Source organism: Enhygromyxa salina, assembly GCF_002994635.1.
GTDB lineage: Bacteria > Myxococcota_A > Polyangia > Nannocystales > Nannocystaceae > Plesiocystis > Plesiocystis salina_B.
This window is the reverse complement of sequence record NZ_PVNL01000042.1, coordinates 1-20,535: the sequence shown is the minus strand read 5'-3', so window position 1 is coordinate 20,535 and position 20,535 is coordinate 1. Positions and strand designations below refer to the sequence as shown.

The 20,535-nt window shown below is 67.7% G+C and carries 18 protein-coding genes; 6 read left to right on the top strand and 12 right to left on the bottom strand.

From position 1 onward, the window contains the following. Positions 1–14: 14 nt before the first annotated feature. From ENSA7_RS09510 to ENSA7_RS09490, 5 genes are all read right to left on the bottom strand, one after another. The gene (locus tag ENSA7_RS09510) at positions 15–2,483 is read right to left on the bottom strand and encodes a hypothetical protein (RefSeq protein ID WP_106088910.1); all 2,469 of its coding nucleotides are present in this window, start codon (positions 2,481–2,483) and stop codon (positions 15–17) included. Positions 2,484–2,627: 144 nt separating this feature from the next. Next, positions 2,628–2,909 (bottom strand): hypothetical protein, encoded by a 282-nt coding sequence (locus ENSA7_RS09505; RefSeq protein ID WP_146157517.1) that lies wholly within the window; start codon positions 2,907–2,909, stop codon positions 2,628–2,630. Positions 2,910–2,961: 52 nt separating this feature from the next. Next, positions 2,962–5,214, bottom strand: a complete 2,253-nt coding sequence (locus ENSA7_RS09500) for a type VI secretion system Vgr family protein (protein ID WP_106088908.1) — start codon at positions 5,212–5,214, stop codon at positions 2,962–2,964. A 195-nt stretch (positions 5,215–5,409) separates the two neighbouring features. Further along, the gene (locus ENSA7_RS09495; RefSeq protein WP_106088907.1) at positions 5,410–7,155 is read right to left on the bottom strand and encodes a DUF2330 domain-containing protein; all 1,746 of its coding nucleotides are present in this window, start codon (positions 7,153–7,155) and stop codon (positions 5,410–5,412) included. A gap of 228 nt (positions 7,156–7,383) precedes the next feature. Continuing rightward, a complete protein-coding gene (locus ENSA7_RS09490) occupies positions 7,384–7,803 on the bottom strand; it encodes a rubrerythrin family protein (protein WP_106088906.1) in 420 nt (139 codons plus the stop codon). Positions 7,804–8,005: 202 nt separating this feature from the next. Here ENSA7_RS09490 and ENSA7_RS09485 point away from each other — a divergent pair, with 202 nt between their 5' ends. Continuing rightward, complete coding sequence (locus ENSA7_RS09485; RefSeq protein ID WP_106088905.1) at positions 8,006–8,473, top strand: peroxiredoxin; 468 nt, start codon at positions 8,006–8,008, stop codon at positions 8,471–8,473. 94 nt (positions 8,474–8,567) lie between these two features. On the opposite strand, the gene ENSA7_RS09480 is transcribed toward ENSA7_RS09485, so the two are convergent. From ENSA7_RS09480 to metG, 5 genes are all read right to left on the bottom strand, one after another. Continuing rightward, positions 8,568–8,870 carry a hypothetical protein gene (locus tag ENSA7_RS09480; RefSeq protein ID WP_146157516.1) on the bottom strand — a complete coding sequence of 101 codons (303 nt, stop codon included), beginning with the start codon at positions 8,868–8,870 and terminating at the stop codon, positions 8,568–8,570. A gap of 64 nt (positions 8,871–8,934) precedes the next feature. Then, entirely contained in the window at positions 8,935–9,591 is a 657-nt protein-coding gene (locus tag ENSA7_RS09475; protein ID WP_106088903.1) for a hypothetical protein, read from the bottom strand. Then, positions 9,588–10,307, bottom strand: coding sequence for a metallopeptidase family protein (locus ENSA7_RS09470; RefSeq protein WP_106088902.1), 720 nt, complete (start codon positions 10,305–10,307; stop codon positions 9,588–9,590). Before ENSA7_RS09470 ends, ENSA7_RS09475 begins: the two co-directional genes overlap by 4 nt. Before the next feature lie 48 nt (positions 10,308–10,355). Further along, positions 10,356–11,453 carry a cobalamin-binding protein gene (locus tag ENSA7_RS09465; protein WP_106088901.1) on the bottom strand — a complete coding sequence of 366 codons (1,098 nt, stop codon included), beginning with the start codon at positions 11,451–11,453 and terminating at the stop codon, positions 10,356–10,358. A gap of 2 nt (positions 11,454–11,455) precedes the next feature. Then, entirely contained in the window at positions 11,456–13,534 is a 2,079-nt protein-coding gene (gene metG / locus ENSA7_RS09460; RefSeq protein WP_106088900.1) for a methionine--tRNA ligase, read from the bottom strand. A gap of 71 nt (positions 13,535–13,605) precedes the next feature. On the opposite strand from metG, the gene ENSA7_RS09455 reads away from it, so the two are divergent. Next, complete coding sequence (locus ENSA7_RS09455; RefSeq protein WP_106088899.1) at positions 13,606–14,691, top strand: Rieske 2Fe-2S domain-containing protein; 1,086 nt, start codon at positions 13,606–13,608, stop codon at positions 14,689–14,691. A gap of 21 nt (positions 14,692–14,712) precedes the next feature. On the opposite strand, the gene ENSA7_RS09450 is transcribed toward ENSA7_RS09455, so the two are convergent. Beyond that, positions 14,713–15,180: a hypothetical protein gene (locus ENSA7_RS09450; RefSeq protein WP_106088898.1), complete on the bottom strand. Its 468-nt coding sequence runs from the start codon at positions 15,178–15,180 to the stop codon at positions 14,713–14,715. Positions 15,181–15,295: 115 nt separating this feature from the next. Here ENSA7_RS09450 and ENSA7_RS09445 point away from each other — a divergent pair, with 115 nt between their 5' ends. The 3 genes from ENSA7_RS09445 to ENSA7_RS09435 all read left to right on the top strand — a co-directional run bounded on the left by ENSA7_RS09445 (position 15,296) and on the right by ENSA7_RS09435 (position 18,816). Further along, positions 15,296–16,369 (top strand): hypothetical protein, encoded by a 1,074-nt coding sequence (locus tag ENSA7_RS09445; RefSeq protein ID WP_106088897.1) that lies wholly within the window; start codon positions 15,296–15,298, stop codon positions 16,367–16,369. Between the two features lie 194 nt (positions 16,370–16,563). Beyond that, positions 16,564–17,565, top strand: a complete 1,002-nt coding sequence (locus ENSA7_RS09440) for a hypothetical protein (protein ID WP_146157515.1) — start codon at positions 16,564–16,566, stop codon at positions 17,563–17,565. Between the two features lie 9 nt (positions 17,566–17,574). Beyond that, positions 17,575–18,816 carry a hypothetical protein gene (locus tag ENSA7_RS09435; protein WP_146157514.1) on the top strand — a complete coding sequence of 414 codons (1,242 nt, stop codon included), beginning with the start codon at positions 17,575–17,577 and terminating at the stop codon, positions 18,814–18,816. A gap of 63 nt (positions 18,817–18,879) precedes the next feature. Here ENSA7_RS09435 and ENSA7_RS09430 read toward each other — a convergent pair whose 3' ends face one another. After that, positions 18,880–19,566: an MnmC family methyltransferase gene (locus ENSA7_RS09430; protein WP_106088894.1), complete on the bottom strand. Its 687-nt coding sequence runs from the start codon at positions 19,564–19,566 to the stop codon at positions 18,880–18,882. Between the two features lie 428 nt (positions 19,567–19,994). Here ENSA7_RS09430 and ENSA7_RS09425 point away from each other — a divergent pair, with 428 nt between their 5' ends. Further along, a complete protein-coding gene (locus ENSA7_RS09425; RefSeq protein WP_146157513.1) occupies positions 19,995–20,408 on the top strand; it encodes a hypothetical protein in 414 nt (137 codons plus the stop codon). Positions 20,409–20,535: the final 127 nt, after the last annotated feature.

Sequence of the window (20,535 nt, the reverse complement as noted above, 5' to 3'; positions counted from 1 at the left end):
CCGGGCTCCCGACGCTACTCGTCATCGCCGTCGCCGTCGGCTGATACGTCGCGCTCGCCGTCTTCGAACTTCAGCGCCCCGCGCAGCGCCTCGAGCTTGGCGACCGCGGCCTGGTGGGCCGCCTCGCTCTCGTACCCCCAGCGCTTGTTGCCGTGCACGATCGTGAACGGGAAGCCCCCCATCGCGCAGAACAAGACCTCATACAGGTTCTTGATGTGCTGATCCTCGATGAACAACCCGCCCGGTGAGCTGGGCGCGACCCGAGTGCCGACGATGCCGCGCTCGACCATGGTCTTGTTGACGACCCAGTCCTCGCCGATCTTGCCCTTGGTGCCGACGTCGGGGAAGTCCTGCCACAGGAAGTCCACGGCCTCGAGACCGCCGTTTTGGGGCGCCGGGCAGTAGGACTTGGGCGTGCCGTCCTCGGCCCGCGCGACCAGGTACGCGAGCCCAGCCCGGCCAAATCGGGCGTCGACCTCGACCTTCCAGGCTTCGACCCGGCTGTCGCGGTTGACCCCGGTGCGCTCGCTGCTGAGCCCGAGCACGACGCCGTTCCAGACCGCGGCCTGCATGTCGGTGTCGGCGCAGATGTTCTGGCCCGTGCGCAGCGCGACCTCGATCAGCGACTGGAACATGGCCGGATCGTCGTACTTGGCCTCGCGCGAGAGCGTGCAGCCGAGCGGCTTGGCGAGCGGGAATGTGACGGTCTTGTCTGGCTGCGGGACGGCGACCCAGGCCTGGCCCTGCTTCTCATAGCGGTCGAGCTCAGCCACGAATTGGTGGTGCTCGCGGTCGAGGTAGACCCGGTACAGCTCGCGGGCCGCGGGGTCCTGCACGTGAGTACCCATGAAGTAGCGCGCCTCGGTCGGGCTGGGTCCGAGATCGATCGTGGTGGTGTCGCGCTTGCGGACCGGGTACCCGGTGTGTGGGTCGATGCTGTCGAGCTCGAGCTCGACCTCGAGCGTGGCCCCGCTGACGTCGATGAGGTTGTAGTCGCCCTCAATGACCTTCAAGAACCGCGGGTTGTCGTGGAGCTCGAGCGCGTCGAGATCGGGGAGCTGCGCAAAAAACACGGTGTCGAGGTCGACAGGCTCGCCGTCGATCGTCATGCCGGTCACGATGAAGCTGTCTTGCCGGCCGGTCAGCGGCCACCGAACATGCTTGCCCTCGCCGAGCCCGGTCAGCTGGATGCGGTCGGGGCGGCTGTCGTTGCGGGCCCCGCCAAATCGGGTGATCCCGCGCTTGATCACGCCCGAGCCGTCAAACCGCTGGTAGATCGAGCCGAGCTCGAGCACGCTGGCGATCGCCTCGACGAGCAGCGGCTCGGTCCACACGGTCGTGGCCCCAGTGTCGCTGCGGTACTCGGTGACCGTGCTGGCGTCGTCGAGCGTGACACCGAGCTGCTCCATGATCGCCTTGATGTCGCAGTGGCCGGCCCAGCTGACCCAGTCGATCTTGCCGTTGGCGACGTAGCCGTTGTTGTCCCAGTCCAGGCGCATGTGTTTGCGCAGGCGAGGGTCACCGTTGGCCCGGGCGAAGCTGATGTTGTGGGTGGCGACCGCGACCCGGCGCAGCTGATCCTCGCTGACCTGGATCTTGGTGCCGTCTTGGAGGTGGATGCCCGCGCCCGAGCGGTAGACCCAGGCCGCCGCGTGGATGTGATCGGAGCCCGGCTCGACGCGCAGCAGCTCGTAAGCCGGGAGCAGGCTCTGCGCGGTCTCGGGCGTCTCCGACACGATCTTGCGGGTGTCACGATCGATCATCAGGCCGCCGAGCGTGCGCTCGATGTCGGTCTCGGCGATGCCCGCATAGGCATACTTGTGGCGCATCAGGTGGTCGAGGTGGTGCTGGGCCTGCTCGCGCTGCAGCATGATCGCGTTGGCCTCGCCCGAGGGCAGGACCGCGAGGGCCTCGCTGCCCTCGGGCGGGAGGCTGGCGAGGATCGTCTCCAGATAATGAACGAAGGGCGCGTCTTTCTCGTAGCTGTGATAGGTGCCCGTGTCGACGTCGTCGAATTGCATCCGGGTCGCGTAGGCCAGGTCTTCGAGCTCGGTGATCACATAGTCCCCGGCTGCGCCCAGCCCGGCCTTGGCTGCGAAGCTGCGGATCTCGGCGAACAAGCCGGCGATTCGCTGGGTTCGCACGCTGTTGCGCGCGTACTTGCGGCTGTTGGGGTGGGCGAGGTCGAGCTCTGGATCCTTGGCCGCGAGCAGCTGCGCGTGGTCGGCGAGCGCGGCCGTGATCGCGTCGCGCAGGCTGTCCGCGTCGGCTGGCGCGGGCGCTGGATTGAACAGCTGCGCGGGCGGGTTGGGGTCGTCCCACGGCGGCATCTCGAATTGCATGCGCGGGTGCGGCCGGCCGCCATCTTCGCTGACGAACAGCGAGACGTGCGTGCGCCCGCCCGGCACGAGCGGCGACGCCCGGACTTCCTTGATCCGCACGCCGCTGAAGTCGTCGGCGTCCGTGGCCGCATTGAACGTCATCCAGGCATCGTCTCGTCGAACTTTCACGCGGTCTCCTCCCGCCAATGGGAATGGCATCATACCTCGCGAATATCGGCGCTGCGACCGTTCGTGGCACTCCAGTCGGCTGCCAGACCCAGGGTTTGGTCGAGCGGGGCGGGGGACTCAGCGGTCAGTCGGGAGCGGAACTTTGCGATAGATGTCGTCGATCAGGATCGCCCCGGCGACGCCCGCGAGGTGCAATTGATCCCCAGCTTCCAGCGCTCGCAGCCTCCAGCTGCCGTCGTTTTGCCGAACATAGTGCTCGACCAGGATCCGCGTCTGGGCGACCAGAACATGGTCCTCGAACACCTCGCCACGCCACAGCTCGTGCTTGGCCGAGGCGGCGCGCTCGAGCTCGAGGTACTGCGCGGCGCTCATGCGGGAACCCGTGCCTGAACCGGACACGGACCCACTCTACCCGATCCCGAACACGTCGCCGTGGCGCACGCGGCGGTCGTCAGTTCTGGTTGACCTTCTTGGCCTTGAGCGTGATCGAGTCTTTGCCCTTCACGCTGATCTTGGTGCCTTCGAGCTTGATCTCGCCGTTCTTGCTGAGCGTGATCGAGGCCTTGCCGACCTTGATCGTGAGGTCGGACTCGAGCTCGATCAGCCCCTTCTTCTTGCCGGCGATCGAGAGCTCGCCCTTGGCGGTGATCGCCATGTCCTTGCCGGCTGAGACGCTGACGTTGGCGCCAGCGGTGGCGCTGAGATCACTGCGGGCGCTGTGCTGAATCGAGGCCGCGTCGACGGACTTGGGCCCGACCACGCTCTCTCCGCTCGCGCCGCCCACGGCGACTGTCTTGATGCCGCCGACCTCCTCGAGGAGCGCGGCGCCGACCGAGGTGTTCATCGCGCCGCCGACGATCGTGGCCAGCATGCCGCCGACGGTCACGGTCTTGGCCACGAGCACGGTCTGGGTCGCGCTGGCGCCGATGCTCTCGCTGCGGCTGGCGCCGACCGTCACGCTCTGGTCTGCGCCGATCTCCACGGCTTGGTTGACGCCCACGGTCAGCGTCATGTTGGCGCCGATGACCTCGAGTTGATCCTCGCCGACGGTGACGTTCTTGTTGGCCCCGATCGACTCGGTCTCGTTGGCCTGCACGGACTTGCGGCGGTTGTTGCCGACCCGCAGCGACTCGTTGTTGCCGACCGTCTGGGCCTTGTCGTGCTTGATCTCGGTGTTCCAGTCTTTTTGCCCGTGGAGGTAGATCTCCTCGGAGCCGGCGGCGTCCTCGAAGCGCAGCTCGTTGCTGCCGCCGCCGCCCGGCGAGCTGTTGCTGCGCCAGCCGCTCTGGGTCGAGTTGCCGGGCAGCGCGAACGGTGGCTCGTTGGCGCCGTTGTAGACGCAGCCGGTCACGAGCGGCCGGTCGGGGTTGCCCTCGAGGAACTCGACGACGACCTCCATGCCGACCCGCGGAATGAACTGCGCGCCCCAGCCCGGGCCGGCCCAGCTCTGCGCGCAGCGGAGCCGACACGAGGTCCCGCCCGACCCACCGCGCTGCTCGGGGTTCTTGGTCCAGTGGAATTGAACCTGGATCCGACCGCTGGCGTCGACGTCGATCTCGCCGCCGCCGACCACGGTCGCGGTCTGCGGGCCGCGGACCTCCGGCTTGGGGGTGAGCTCGCGCGGGCGAATCACGACCGTGGCAGGGACACAGGTCAAGGTGTTGCGATAGACCTGCGCGCCGCCGGCCCCATCCCCGCCGTAGTCGTGCAGCATGCTGGTCACCAGCCACTCGCTGGGCGTGCCGTCATGGTTGGCGCCGTCGAGCATGAACCGATGGCCGATCCGAGCCGATGAGGCGTTGCTCTCACAGGTGGCGAGCGAGCCGGACATGCGCAGGCTCTGCTGCATGTCCTGGGCGCGCTGGCCGAGCTCACCGGTGCCGAACCGACGCTGACCATGATCGACGATCTGGCGGCTCCGACCGCGGGCGTCGGCCTCACCCTGGAGATCGGCCGCGCCCGCGGAGGGGCTGCCCGCGTCGAACTCACTGAGCGAGACCGAGGTGGTCGTCAGCTGCTGGGCCCACTCGAACGCCTGCAGCGACTCGATGTCGGCCTCGTCGGGGTTGTGCGCGATGATCGGGAGCGTGGCCGTGCCGTCGACGTTGGCGTGCTTGGGGTAGTCCTCGTTGTCGTCGCACAGCGTCAGGACCTCGTGGCCGCGCTCACCGTCGTGGACGAAGAACCACGCGATGCCCTCTTCCTCGAGCAGGCGACACACGAAGTCGTGGTCGCTCTCGCGGTACTGCACGCAGTAGTCGCGGGTCGAGAGCCCGCGCTGCAGGTGGCCAAACTCGACGCTGCGGCCGTACTCGTCGAGGGTGTTGGCGAGGACCTCGCGGACGATGTCCTGGACCGACATGTCCTGCCAGATCCGCGAGTTGATCCGCGACTTGGCCAGCGCGAACGCGGGGACCACGGTGACCCGCGCGTGGACGTGGTGCTCGTGGTGGCCGAGGTAGTCGACCCGCGCGACCACGCCATGGACGAAGCGCGGCGGATGCTCACCCCGCTGCATCGAGACCTCGCAGGTGGTGCCGAGCAGGTCGCTGGTGTCGGCGTGGGCGTCTTCGGTCTCGACCTCGATGCTCGCGGTGTAGTGGTCGTTGATCGACTCCGTGAGCGAGAGGTTGACGACCTGCCAGTTGGCATCGGGGTCGTTGTCGAAGCTGACGCTGAACTGCAAATTGGCGAGTCTGGACATGATGCTGAGCTCGAGGGCGCGGGCGCGTGCGCGTGCCCGGCGTGGACGCAAGCCTACAGCATGCTCGGCATGTCGGCCGCAGTTCGCGTGCGTATTAATGCTCGCGTGAACCCGGACCCGGGTCACTGCGGTGCGCGGTAATCACGCAGGCTTCACGCTCAACCGTCGCTGAGCTGGATTTAAACGCAGAAGCAATCACCTCCGCCGACGCTGAACCGCCGCGCCCAACACCAACAACCCGAGCCCGAGGCCGCCCCAACCACCGCCATCAGCATCGCTCGAGCACGCGCACGTCGAGCTGGCGCCCATCGTGGGACCCAACCCCGGGTCACCAGACTCGCTATGTGAATCATCGCTGCCGCTGCCGCCGGACTCGCCCGTGTCTGCGCCACCGCTGGTCTCGCAGGCAGACCCGCTGTAGTTCGTCTGGGCCCACTGCTCGACCTGGACTCGATTGTCGACCGTCACCTGCGGCGGCCCCATGCTGGGGACTTGCTCGACGCGCAGGGCCATGGGCAGGTCCTCGAGGCTCGGCCAACCCGCGGCACGATCGACGCACACGGACGCGGTCGCGGCCCCCTGCCCACCCGCGAACGGGACCTCGTAAGTGGCCCAGTCATCGTCGGCGTGCACGAGCGCGGTCGCTGTACGGCGCTCCCTGACGTCGGGCAGATCCGGCGCCGGGTGGAAGGTGGGATCGAGGGTCATCTCGGCCGGCGAGATGGTCGTGTGGAGGCGCGTGAGGTAGGGCGAGGCGTCGAGCAGCTCGACGGCGTGCAGGCCAGGCGCGAACACCCGCTCGTCGAGCCGAGCCGCGAAGCCGACGGCGTCGAAGTCGATCATGTCGAGCAGCGCCGGGTGGCGGGCGTGGTCGAGCCAGAAGTCGAGCTCGGGGGCGCCCCAGTTGGGGTGAACCGGGAGGAACTCGCGCAGGGCCGCGAGCACGTGCGGATTGATCTGGCTGGCGACGATCAGCTGCATGTCGACCAGCGCGTCGAGGGCCATGTTGGCGTCCATGCCCGCGAGGCTGTCCGCGTCCCACTCTTCGCGCCACACGCCGTTGGTCGAGACGGTCCCGCTGGTGCCGGCGTAATCGGTGACGAACGCGTGGCCGCCGGCCTCGTCGATGGCGAGGCTCAGCAGCTCGCCGTAGGACCCGAAGCTCTGCCCGCTCCAGTCGTACGCGAGCGGGTTGAGGACCACGTGCTGATAGTTGCTGGGCGCCCACCGCTGCTGGCCCAAGAAGTAGGCGCGCACGCTCAGGTCGTCGGTCGCGGCCACCGCCGTGAGCCGCAGCGGGATGCAGGGCTCGTCGGTGACCAGGCGAAACGCGAGCGGGTGGATCTGATCGACGCTGGCGCCCGCGGTCAGCTTGACGGCGGTGATCAACGAGCCGTCGTCGAGGTAGGACTGGATCAGCGGCGTGGCGGCCGGGTCGTACGCGTAGTCGTTCTGGTCGAAGAAGTCGATGATCGACGCGACGCTGTCGCTGTCGAGGACCACGACTTCGTACGCGCCGATGATCTCCTCGTACACGACGTCGGGCGGCGGCGGATCACCGCCGCCGTCGAGGTCGAGGCAGCCGCCTGGCGGGCAGCCGTCGTTGGGCGGCTCCTCGAAGCTGGTCACGGTCGACCAGACCGGGATCGTCGCGTTCGCCAGCGCGACGAACAGCGGGTCGGAGCCGACGCTGACCTCGGGGATCGCGGGCAGCGGCAGCAACCACACGAACCGCTCGGCCTCGCCCTCGTACTGGATGCGAACGTGGATCTCGAGCTCGGCGCCGTCGCGGATGAACAGGACGTCCTCGCCGGTCTGATCGACGGGCATCGGCACCTGGCCCCCGTCGCAAAAGGTGCCGCCGCACGCGTCAGCGCGGGCGCTCGCCAGGCCAGTGGCGCCAGCGATCAATAGTGGACACAACAACAGGATGCGGCGCATGAGCTTGGACTCCGCTTGGGGTGTGCGGCCGAGCGCCGCTTGCTGACAGCACAGAGGTTGAATTAGAGGGTACCCCGGCGCGGCGAGATCGGTCGTGCAAATCGCAAATTGCGCGACAACCCGCCGGATGCGGGTGTGGCCGTCCAGAAGGCCATGCTCGCGCGGCGGGATCTCGCGACAACGGCCGCTCATGGCGGCCGTCTCGTCTCACTGGTTGCCCAGAGCCCGCTAGAAGTGCTCGTCGAGCAGCTTCTCGAACCGGCCGGCGTGGGACTTCTCGGCCTTGGCCAAGGTCTCGAACCAGTCCGCGATCTCCTCGAAGCCCTCTTCGCGCGCGGTCTTGGCCATGCCGGGGTACATGTCGGTGTACTCGTGGGTCTCGCCAGCGATCCCCGCCTTGAGGTTGTTGGCGGTGTCGCCGATCGGCAGGCCGGTGGCCGGGTCGCCAGAGCGCTTGAGGTAGTCGAGGTGGCCGTGCGCGTGGCCGGTCTCGCCCTCGGCGGTGTCGCGGAAGTTGCCCGCGACCTCGGGGTACCCCTCGACGTCGGCGATCTTGGCGAAGTAGAGGTAGCGGCGGTTGGCCTGTGACTCGCCCGCGAAGGCGGCTTTGAGGTTGTCCTCGGTCTTGGATCCCTTGAGCTCTGGCATGTCTGATCTCCGTGTCCCACTTATCATGCAGGCGTCCGCCTTGCCACAGGTGCGGCGCCCGACTGGGCGGGACCGTGCATTTCGCGTGATGAGGCTCTCGCGCAAAAGCTCACGCACCGAGCTCCGGCGCGAGAGATTTCGGGCGAGCGGGCTCAACACGTGGGTGGAGGGACAACTGCGTCGGCGTTAGCCTGCGCGCCTCATGCCCGACATCGGTTCCGACGCTCCCGACTTCACCCTCCCCAACACCAAGCGCGAGGCGGTCACGCTGTCCGAGCAGCGCGGCAAGAACGTGGTGCTCGCGTTCTTCCCGGCCGCGTTCACGGGTGTCTGCGAGAAGGAGCTGTGCACGTTCCGCGACTCGCTCGCGGCGTTCAACGAGCTCGACGCCGCCGTCTATGGCATCTGCGTCGACGCGCCCTTCTCCAACGCCGCCTTCGCCGAGAAGAACGGCCTGAACTTCCCGATCCTGTCCGACTACGCGCGCGCGGCCGTCCGCGCCTACGGGATCGAGCACGCCGACTTCGCGGGCATGGCTGGCTACACGGCGGCCAAGCGCTCGGTGTTCGTGGTCGACAAGCAGGGCAAGCTGCGGTTCGCGTGGGTCGCCGACAACCCGGGCCAGGAGCCCAACTACGACGACGTGCAGGCCGCGGTCAAAGCTCTCTGATCTCGATCTGAGCTGCGGGTGCCCGCGCAAAAAACGGAGCCTCCGGCGTCGCCGGGGCTCCGTTTCTTCATGCCCTAGCGAGCGCGGCCGGGGGCTACATCGCCGGGATCAAGTTGCTCTCGAGCGCCGTCATCGGCGTCTCCCAGCTGGCGATCGCGCGGCGCATCGGCTCGTCGAACTCGACGGTGACGATCTTGAGCGCGGCGGCGGTCAGCTCTTCACGAGTGGGGCGGAGCACGGTCGCAATGCACACGAAGCCGCGCAGCTCCAGCATGTCGTCGGGCTCGGCGTGAAACAGCTGACCATTGTCGCCGAGCCACACGGTGCGGTAACCGTGGAACTGGGCCAGTTCAGACACCATGTCGTCGATCCGGGACTCGAGGGCGGCGAGCAGCATGTGGGCAAGGTGGCACAGCGCCATCGGCCGTCCAAAAAACGCCCAAAAATCTGCTCGGCCGGATTCAGGCGCCGGGTGTCGACAGCACGCAGTGCTCGATGTCGCGGCAGTCGGGCAAGCTGGCGCACTGGCCCAAGATCAGCTCTTGCTCGTCATCGAGGATCTGTCCGCACTTCTCGATGCACCGCTCGATGTTGCGTTCGTCCTCGTCGGTGTCGGCCTTGTCCTCGCAGCGGGCATACGCCCAGCAGGCGCGCTCGCAGCCCGTGGCCTCGATGAGCGGGATGCTACCGCCCTCGGGCAGGGGACGAGCCTTGCTCGGCCACGCACCACCGACACACTCGAGAAAGGGCGCGCAGCTGTCTGGCTGCGAGGGTGCCGGGGGTAGCTCGCAGCCAAACAGCGAGGTGCCGGCGTCGGGGCCAGGGTCTTGGACGCAGGCCGCGAGGCAGCCGAGCTCGATCGAGGCCGCCGCCGCGACCCCGCGCTCGCCCTGGGCGATCACGCAGCCGTGCAGCCGGGCGCACGACCGCTCGCAGGGCGACCCGCTCGCGACCGCCGGCAGCGGCTCGAGCTCCGATGTCTCGGAGGTGCCAATCGTGGGCTCCGGCGTCGGATCGGCAGCCGGCGTCGCCACCAGCGGCGGCGGCGTGGGGGCAGCAGGCTCGGCGTGACACCCACCCACGCAGCCCAGCAACACGAGCCAGGTCAGGCGTGTCATTCGAGGCCGAGCCGCTCGACGTCGTCCTCGTCGAGCCCAAAGAAGTGACCGATCTCGTGCAACAGCGTGATCTCGATCTCGTCGAACAAGGTCTCGTCGTCGGGCGCGTCGGCCAGCAGGTTGGCGTAGAACAGCACGATGCGGGTGGGAGCCTGGGATGGCTCGCCGGCCGCGAGCCGACCCTGCTCGAGCCCCTCGAACAGCCCGAGCGCGCGGGGGTCGAAGCCCTCGCGCACGACCTCGGGGTGGGGGCGAGGCTCGAGCACGATCGGGACGTTGCGCAGGTGCTCGCGGAACTCCTCGGGGATCTGCGCCATGACCTGCTCGGCGGAGGCCTCGATCAGGTCGAGATCCTGCTCGTGGAAGCGATGGTCCTGGTCGGCGTCGGCGAGCGTGTCGAGCCGCAGGGTCTCGAGGAAGTGGATGATCATGCCCTCGCGATCATCGGCGGACTCGCAGGCGATCGCGCGCATGTAGTGCGCGTCGGCGTTGGTCGGCTCGTCGCGCAGGAGCTGATCCAGCACCGCGATCGCCGACTCGGGCCCCTCGCGCTCCCAGGCCACGAGCGCGCGCTCGTGTAGAATTCGGGGGTGTCGCTCGCCGATCTGCGCGGCGAGCTCGTCGAGCGTCGAGCTGGCCCGGTCGAGGTCACGCAGCTCGAGGGCCTCCGCGATCACGAGCCAGCGCGGGTCGGTGTCGATGTCGTCCACGAACACGCTGGCAGGGTAACCGAGTCGGGCCGCGCTCGCGCGGCTCGAGCCCGATCAAGTCGCGCGCGCGCGCTGAATGCCAGCCGCCATGATCCGCGCCGCCTCGAGCATGCGTGGCCCCGGCCGACCCGAGAACCGCTCATCGAGTGGATACACGTGCTCGCGCAGCCCCGCCTGCAGCTGCTCGAGCCCGGGCCGGTCGATCACCCGCCGGGTGTCGAGGTTGGCGAGCGCGACGCCACACCACGACACGAAGCACACCTCGGGCTGGGCGGCGGTCAGCTGCTCGGTGGTGATCTCCACGCTCGAGCCGGGTTGATCGCCGAACACGTTGACGCCCCCCGCCAGCGCGATCAGCTCGTTGCTGTAGCAGGCGGAGCCGGGCGTGAACATGGGGCGTGGCCACCACTCGAGGTAGACCCGCGCGGGCTCCCGCTGACCCGCCGTCCGCTCGAGCTGCGCGATCTGGGCCCGCATGTCCGCGACCACCTTCGCCGCCCGGCGCTCGACGCCAAGCGCCGCGCCAAGCAGCTCGAGCTCGGCGAGCACATCGGCGATGCTGCGCGGCGCGAGCACCAGCTGCGGAATCCCGCGCGCGCGCAGGCCCGTCACGTTGCGCTCCATGCCCGGGACCGTCAGCGAGGACACGACGAGATCGGGCGCGAGCTCCCCGATGCGATCGAGGTCGGGACCAAGGTCGGGCCCGAGCCGCTCGAGCTGGGTGACCTCGGGTGGATAGTCGGAGCTGTTCTCGCAGGCGATCACCCGGTCGAAGCAGCCGAGCGCCGCGATCGCCTCGAGGTTGGACGGGCAGATCGAGATCAGCCGAGCGACCTGACCCAAGCTAGGCCGCTCGAGGGCAGCGGGTGAGATCGGGCCAGCCGCGAGCGCCTCACCCCCGGGCCCGCACAGCGCGATCTGACGGGCGCCCCTGGCGATCAGCCAGGCCGAGATCGCGTGGGTCATGTCGGGGTCGGCGGCGCCGTGCTCGTCGACCTGCTGGCGCGCGAGCCCACACTTGGCCCAGCCCCGGTGCCCGTCGCGGAACACCAGGGTGAACGCCTCGGACCGCGGGTCGTCCTCGAACGGACGCTCGGGCACCCGGAGCGCCTGGTGCCGTCGCGTCTCCCACTGATGTGCGGGCTTGCCCAACGCTAGCTGATCTTGTCGCCCGGCAGCGAGCGGGGGTCGAGCTCGATCACGGTGACCTTGTCGTCGGACTGACCGGCGGCCATGATCATGCCCTCGCTCACGCCAAAGCGCATGGTTCGGGGTTTGAGGTTGGCGAACATGACCACGTGCTTGCCCAGCAGCTGCTCGGGCGCGTAGCTCTGCGAGATGCCCGAGAACACGTTGCGCTGCCCGAGCGGACCGAGATCCACGGTCAGCCGCAGCAGCTTCTTGGCCTTGGGCACGGGCTCACACTCGACGATCTTGCCGACCCGCAGATCGATCTGGCCCAGCGCTTCAATGCCGACCTCCGGAGCGAGCGGCTCGACCTCGTAGGCGAAGCTCGGCGCGTCTTCAGGGGCGGCGCCCACGGCCCGATCGGCCGCGACGTCCGCTTTGCTGGCCTCGATCAGCGCGTCGAGGGTCGCGCTCTGCAGTCGCTCGGCCAGGGTCTCGTAGGCCCCGAGCTCGAGCCCCTCGGCGAGCGGCTCGGCCGCGTTGGCGAAGGTCAACGGCTGCTCGAGCTTCAGCATGCGCCCGATCTTCTCACCCCACTCGGGGATCACGGGCTGCAGCACCGCGCCGACCATCTTGCTGACCTGGACCCCGACCGTGAGGATCGCCCGCGCGCGCTCGGGGTCGGTCTTGATCACCTTCCAGGGCGCGTGCTCGTTGATGTACGCGTCACAGGTCTCGGCCATCTCCATGGCCAGGCGCAGGGCCTTGGCGCTGTCGAAGTTGCGGTAGAGATCCGGGACCTCGAGCAGCTTCTCGCGCACGGCGTCGATCACGGGCACGCCGTCCTCGGGGATCGGGCCGAGCGTGCCGCCGAGCTTGGAGTTGATGAACTTGATGCTACGGCTGGCCAGGTTGGCGGCCTTGCCGACCAGGTCCGCGTTGACCCGCGCCACGAAGTCGTCCATCGCCAGGTCGAAGTCGTCTTGGTTGCTCGACAGCCGCGCGGCCAGGTAGTAGCGCAGGTACGCCGGATCCGCGTGCTCGAGGTAGGTGTTGGCCAGGATGAAGGTCCCGCGCCGCTTCGACATCTTCTCGCCGTTGACCTTGAGCCAGCCGTGGACCTGAACCCGCGAGGGCACGGTGTAGCCGGCGGCGTGGAGCATCGCCGGCCAGAACAGGCAGTGGAAGTACACGATGTCCTTGCCGATCACGTGGACGATCTCGGTCTGACCGTCCCCGCGCCCGGGCGGAGCCTTCCACCAGTCCTGCAGATCCTGGCCGTGCAGCTCGCACCACTTCTCGGTCGCCGCGATGTAGCCGATCGGCGCGTCGAACCACACATAGAAGTACTTGCCGGGGTACCCCGGGATCTCGATGCCGAAGTACGGCGCCTCGCGGGAGATGTCCCAGTCGCGCAGCCCGCCGTCGACCCAGCTCAGCACGAAGTTGCGCACGCTGTCTTGCAGGATCGTGGTGCCGCCGTCCGAGACCGGTTTCAGCCACTCGCGCAAGAACGCCTCGTGCCGGGCCAGCGGCACGAACAGGTGCTCCGAGCTGCGCAGCACCGGGGTGTCGCCCGAGATCACCGAGCGCGGCTCGATCAGCTCCGTCGGACGATACGTGCTGCCGCAGCTCTCACACGAGTCGCCGTCTTGATCCGGCGTCTTGCACACCGGGCAGGTGCCCTGAACCATGCGGTCGGGCAAGAACATCTGATCGACCTCGCTGTAGAGCTGCTCGACGTCGCGCTCCTCGATGTCGCCGCGCTCGCGCAGCGCCTCGAAGATCGCCGCCGCGTGCTTGCGGTTCTCTTCGCTGTGCGTGGTGTAGAAGATGTCGTAGCCGATCTGGAACCCGTCGTAGGCCTTGACGTGCTCGTCGTAGACCCGCGCGATCAGCTGCTCGGGATCGATGCCCTCACGCAGCGCGCGGATCTGGATCGGCGTGCCGTGGGTGTCGTCGGCCCACATGAAGATCACCTCGTCGCCCATCATCCGCCGGGCGCGTACGTACACGTCGGTCTGGATGGCCTCGAGCACGTGCCCGAGGTGGGCGGGCCCGTTGGCGTAGGTGAGCGCGGCGGTGACGAGGACCTTGTTGGCCATGCGGGAGCGTTTTTAGCAGCTGAGGGGCCTGTGTCTATGCCTTGCGTGGTTCGTGGTAGCCTGCGGCCGCAATGGCCACGGCGAAGAACGCCTCCAAACGGTATATGCGGCCGCCGCCGCAGTACGTGCACGACTGGTTCTCGCCGCTGCGCTCGAGCGACGTGGTCGCGGGCAAGATCACCAACTTCACGTACATGGGCAACGAGCTGATCGCGTTTCGCGATGCGGCCGGCAAGGTCGTCGTGCTCGACGCCCAGTGCCCGCACTTCGGCGCGCACCGGGGTGTCGGCGGGCGCGTCGTCGACGGCTGCGTACGCTGCCCGTTCCACGGCCTGTACTTCAACGGCGACGGTCAGTGCGTCAAGGGAGACTTCGTCGCCGACGCGACCAGCTTGCGCCACGTCAAGTCGGTGCCGTGGACGGTCCACGAGGTCGCCGCCTCGATCTTCATCTGGCATGGCGCAGATCGCGCCAATCCGGACCGGCCGCTGCGCTTCCTCGAGCCTGACTTCTTCGACGGCTGGAGCGAGCCGGTCACCAACGCCGGGCGCCCGCTCAAGCCGACCAACGTGTTCTTCCCGACCGAGAACATCGTCGACATTCAGCACTTCTACGCCGTCCACTTCTGGCAGCTCGACGGGATCGACCGCCACCCGTCCGAGGACGAGGACGGCGACTTCTCGGCGATCCTGCGCGTGACCTGGACCCTGGGCGCGCAGAGCCCGAGCCCGCTGCTGCAGCGGCTTGGCAAGTCGATCAAGACCCCGTTCGAATTCGACATTCGGGTGCTCGGTCCGGGCATGGCGCTGTCGCTCGCCACGCTCGGGCCCGAGCAGGGCAACCTGCAGATCATGAACATCATCTTGATCACGCCGGTCAGCCCCACCGATTGCCACATTCGCGTGGTCAGCTCGGTCAAGCGCACGATCGACAACCCGGTCAACAAGCTCGCGCGACGGGTGATCAGCCGCGGGCTCGAGGATCTGCTGGCCCGGGTGTTCCTGGCGATCGCCACCAAGGACTTCGACGGCGACGAGATGATCTGGACCCGGCGCAAGTTCTTGCAAAACCCCAAGCCGCTGGCCGAAGACGGGCCGATCATCGAATTTCGGCGCTGGTGCGAGCGGTTCTGGCCGCCGGAGTACCTGCCGGGGTAGCGGCCCGAGTCGCGGGGCAGCTCAGTCGCTGCAGCCCTGTTTTTTGAGGGCGGCCAGTGTCTTGTTGGCCTGCTTCAGATCGTCGCCATACTTGTCGGCCTCGGCGTAGGTGACAAAGTGCTCGAGGTACTGGGTCGCCTTCTTGCAGTCGCCCGCCTTGTCGGCCGCGACCCCGACCTTGAACGCGAACCCGTGCTTGCCGGGGACCAGGAAGTAGGCCTGCTCGTAGAGGTCGACCGCCGCGGTCCAGTCCTCGGCGGCCGCCTTTTGTTCGGCCTGGATGTAGAGCGCCTTGGCTTGCTCGAGCCGCTCTTCTTCCGAGAGCTCCGGCGCGGCAGCGGTGGGGGTGGCCGCGGGCTCGAGGCTCTCGTCGGGCACCCACGTGTCGTCTTCTGGGGCCGCGGTCGGTTCGTTCTTCTTGCAGCCTGAGCCGGCCAAGACCAGCGTGAGCGCGAGAATGGAGATCGAGGTGGAGTGCGGCTGGCGCATCGGGATAGTGTCACACACACGCCGATCAGGTTGCAGACTCAATGACGGCTATTAATTCCAACAATCCCCCGCGCCAAGCCAACGAATCGTACAAATATCCTGATCGGAGCCGCTGATGTCACGTCGAACCCTCATCTTCCCTTGTGCCCTCGCCGTCCTCGCCTGTTCCCCCGACACCAACGACGAGAGCAGCGTGTTCACGAGCGCGGACGCGGGCGTCACGTTTGGCGCGACCGCGGACGAGTCGGGCACCCAGGGATCCGGCGCGACCAACGGCGACGGAGACGGCGACGGCGACGGCGATCCTGGAGACGGAGACGGTGACGGCGACACCGACGGCGGCCCCAAGCTCGACGTGCTGCCGGCCGACACGGGCGTCGACGATGGGCCCGGTGGTGACGAGGGGTGTCAGTACATCGACGTGCTGTTCATCGTCGACATCTCGGCGTCGATGAGCGAGGAGAAGGCCAACCTCAACGCGAATTTTCCCAGCTTCGTGCAGGTGCTCGACGACTACGTCAATGATCCCATGACCGCCGCGCTGGGCTACCGGCTGGGCCTGACCAATTCGTCGATCGTCAACAACCTCGACGGCCAGTCGACCTTCGGCCTGGACGGCGCGCTCTACGACGGTCAGGGCGGCGGCGGACTCTGGCCCAACTGCGACATGCAGGGCAAGCTGTGGATCGACGGCCCCGCGCCCAGCGTCTCGGACACGTTCAGCTGCGCCGCCCCGCTACCCAAGAGCTCGTGCAACAACTGCAGCGACATTGGCAAGGAGCGACCGCTCGACACGATCGAGCAGTTCATCGCCAAGTCGGGGCCGGGCGGCGTCAACGAAGGGTTCTATCGCGGGGACCAGTCGCTGTTCGTGATCGTGATCTTGACCGACGAAGACGACGACGCCAACAACACCACGACCACGCCGGCCGACACCAAATTCACCCTCGACGAATTTGCGCAGGGCGAGGATCGCTATGTGATCGTGACGATCGCGGGCCCGCAAAACGGCAGCTGTAATTCGAACTTCGGCAGCGCCACCGCGGCGCCGAGCCTGCATGCGTTCACCAACCTCGCGCCCAACGGGGTGCTGGGGGACATCTGCCAGGGTGATCTCTCGCAGGCGCTCGATCAGGCGCTGTCGGTCATTCAAGACTCTTGCGACGAGCTGCCGCCGCCGGTCGGCTGAGTGGTGGCGTGCGTGCGGCCAAGCCGGAAGTCCGGTCGTTGTCGAGCCTGCGCCTGAGCCCAACGATCGCGGACTCGCACGGGGGGCGTGCACTGCGCCAGGAAGTGAGGCGGTTTCAGGCCCGCTCGCCCTGAGAAGTGAGCTCGGTGCTCCGCACGCGCTCGTCCGCTTGCTACCATCGCGCCGTCACGCGCATGACCCCGGATGAACTCTACGCCCTGATCAGTCTCTGCGACCCTCACGAGGTCCTCGAGCCGGGCGCCGACCGCTACGTCGATATCGATCGCATCGAGCGCGACGAGGCGCCGCGTCGGCACGCGTGGGCCCGGCGCATCGCCAACGAATTCGCGGGGGCGGACCAGACCAAGATCTTGTTCTTCACGGGTGTTCCCGGCGCGGGGAAGTCGACGGAGCTGCGGCGGATCGCCGAGAAGCTGCGCGATCCCGCGGGCGCGGCTCTGTTCCCCGTGCTCATCGATGCGGGGTCACGGATCGATCGCAACTCACCGCTGAGCATCGTCGATCTTCTGTTTGTCATCCTGTACGAGACCGAGCGCGCCGTTCTCGAGCTCGAGGCGCTCGATCCGGACGCCACGGGACACGAGTCCGTGATGGCGCGGTTGTGGCACTGGCTCAACGGCACGAGCGTCGAGCTTCAGAAGTTCGACGTTGGTGTCGACGCCGGGAAGTTGGTCTTCGAACTCAGCAGCAATCCGTCGTTTCGTGCGGCGATGCGAACCCACGTCGCGTCCTCGCTGACGGAGTTCGTCGAGAAGGCTCGGGCACAGATGCGGGGCCTGACCGAGCGGGTGAAGCGCTACGATATTCGGCGAGATGGGCGAGTAGCGACGATGATCCAGGCGTCCGCCGGCTATCCCCGCGAGCTCGTCGCCATGCTGCAAGAGATGCTTCGCCAGGCGCGGGACTGGGGCACGCCGCTGAGCGACAAGCGCTTCGATGCCGCTCTAGGTGAGCGCGCAGCTCGGTATACGCGGGTAATCTCGCAGGCGGACTACCCGACCCTCGTTCACGTTCACAAGACCAAGGATCACCTGCCTCCAAGCGAGGACCAGCTTCAGCGCTTCGGGGTGTTGCTCAGCAACAGCGTGATCATGATGTATCAAAACGCCGACGACTGGGCGGACCTCAACCCTGCCCTTTATCGTCACCCCGAGCTGAGCGCGCAGCTCGGCTAGAGCGGAGCCATGGGTGACCCACTCGCCACGCTCGAGGCCGCAGCTCGAGGTCTCGCAGCATCTCCGATACCCACGACTGCGCTCGTGATCATCGACGACCCTCGGCGCGGGCGCGAGGCTGTCGAGCGTCTCGTTGGAACCGTCTTGCTGGACTCCAGGACAACCTGGCGGGTCCAGTGGCTGGATCTGGCTGTCGAGCCCGCGACCATCGACGAGGCTCGGAAGGCGTGGAGCTCAGGTGCGGAGCAGGACTCACGGCCGTTGTTGGTGGTTCTCGATCTATCCCAGGCTGCGCCAACGCAGGCCGAGCGTCACGAGGCCCAGCTGCGCGACCTCAACGCTTCGCGTGATCTCCTGCCCCACTGGGGTGGCCTCGGCGCGCTGGTCTTCGTCGTGCCGAGCTGGCTGGGGCGCCGCTTCGCGGATCTCGCCCCCGACACGTACTCGATCCTCGGTCCGATCGTTCAAGTCGAATGGCATCGGCCGTGGGGGGAGGTCGACGGAAGCGGGTTTCTGGAGGCGATGCGCAAGCGCTTCGAGGCGCGCCTCGATGAGCACGCCGACGCCCCCAGCCGCTACGTCCACGGCACCTACGAGCTCGGCTACCGGTTTGAAGCGCCGCACCCGCGGCTCCCCGGTGACGAGGTTCTCGAGCGGCTCGCCGCGATCCACGGCTATACCGGCTGGCGGCCGTGGTGGGTCCCGACCCGCGACGAGATCCGCCCGCGAATCGTAGATCACGGGTCGGGCCTATCGGAGGTCGAGTGCTGGATGTTCGAGAACCAGGACCGCAGCCCCGCGCACTCGGACTACTGGCTGACATCCAACGACGGCAATCTGTACTTGCTTCGCGGTTACGACGAAGACAGCCACCCCGATCGGATCGAGCTCGGGACCGCGTTCTCTGTGAGCCTGCCCGTGTGGCGTGTGGGCGAGGCTCTGTTGCACGTCGCGAGCTACACCGCCGCGCTCGGCGTCCCCGAGGCCACGGTCGATTTTTTCGCGCGATGGTCGGGCCTGCGGGGTCGCAGGTTGACGGGCTGGCCGGACGCGTGGGACCACGCACAGGGGCAGTCGACAATCGATACGGTCAGCGCCGATGTCGAATTCGTGGCGAGTTCCGTCGAGTCGCTGTCGACCCTGACGAGCCTCGTCTGTGAGCTCACGGCCCCCGTGCTCGCCGGCTTCGATGGGCATCGCTTGACGCGAGGTCACGTCCAGAAGCACCTCGAGCAGCTGCTCACGCGCTGAGTGGGCGCAGGTCATCAGCACAGGTTCCTGGCGACGCAGCATCGCAAACGCGACTCGCACTGGTCAGCGTCGCTTGGGCGCGCGGCGGCGGCCCAGCCAGATCGCGTGGGTGCTGCCGCGATCGCGACCATGGTTGGGGACCGGATGCACGGAAGCCTCGAAGCCAGCGCGCTCGAGGGTCCGGGCGAAGCTGCCAGCGCTCGAGTACGACCACACCGCGTGCACGCCCGAGCTGCGCAGCGCGAGGTGGGCCGCGCGCAGGCCCGCGGCGCCGTACAGTCGCGCGTTGTGATCGTGCGCGAGGGGGTCGGGGCCGTTGTCGACGTCGAGCAGGATCGCGTCGAAGTGATCACGAACCTGCTCGATCCGCGTGGCGACGTCGCCGTGGTGGACGCGGACGCGGGGATCGTCGAGCGGGCGACCAGCGAGCGCGGCGATCGGGCCCTGGTTCCACTCGACGATCGCGGGAACCAACTCGGCGACCTCGATCTGCGCGTCGGGACCGAGCAGCTCGCAGGCCGCGGCGAGCGAGTAGCCCATGCCCAGGCCGCCGATCAGCACCCGCACGCCCGCGCGGCTCGTGAGACCCGCGCACCCGATCGTGGCGAGCGCCCGGGCGGAGCTGTCGTCGCGGCTCGACATCAGATCCCAGCCTCCCGCCCGGATCAGGTACTCGTGCCCTCGCCGACGCAGCTCGAGGCGCGCACCATCGGGCGCGTCGGCCTCGGCCAGGGTCTCCCACGGCTGCATCGGCGGGGTGTATCGCCTTGCCCACGGGCCAACAAGCGGCGCATCTTTCGCGCGTCCGCGCCGCGGGAGATCTCCGCGCAAATGAGATTAATGATCTTTGGGTGGGGACGCCCACACCCATCACAGTGGGGCGATTTGCCCCACCCGCGAGGCCGCGTGAACGCGCACCTATCCTGTAAATATATAACCTCCATTGGAACATGTGGTCGGTATGAGTCATCACCGTAAACGTCCCCAACTTTGGGTGTGGCATATCCACTATTTTTGGGACTGGTGATAACATCAATTGGACTTTAGTACGCTCATTGGTAGCCAACCCTCCCACCGTCCCAAACGGCATGGGGCGGTCCTTTGGCCGGCGTTTGGGGTGGATTCGCCCTCGAGAATTTTTCTATACACCTTCAGTAAAACATGTCATGCATGACGGCATGTCGACGGTGAGTCCCTTGGTGTCTGTGTTCGTGCTCGGTGGCCGGCTCGGCGAGGACGAGTTCTCCAGCTACCTGCGCAGCCTCGACGCGAACCTGGCGAGGGGGAAGCCCTTCGCGATGGTGATCGACGGCAGCGCACCTAACCTCGGAATCGTCGAGGTGCCGAACCAGCGGTGGCAGCTCAGCCGCGCCCAGGCGATCGGTCAGCTGCACCGCGGCATCGCGTTCGTGACTGGCACCATGACGCGCGAGCGAGTCCGGGCGCTGTACGCGTTGCAGCCGCCCGCGGTCCCGTATGGGTTCTTCAACGAGCGCGCCGACGCCATGGTATGGGCCCAAGCCGCGCTCGACGGCGATCAGAAGGTCGCGATGGGCGCTCGCAAGACCCAGCCCCTGATGCGGGCTCTTTAGACCCCAGTCAGCCCGACGCGACTCGTGCTCGGCTTCGCCTCCGCGCGTGTCGCCACCTCGCTTCGCTCGGCTCGAGGTCGGGCTGACTGGGGAACGAGGCGGTCAGCAAATCACGAGTGATTTGCTG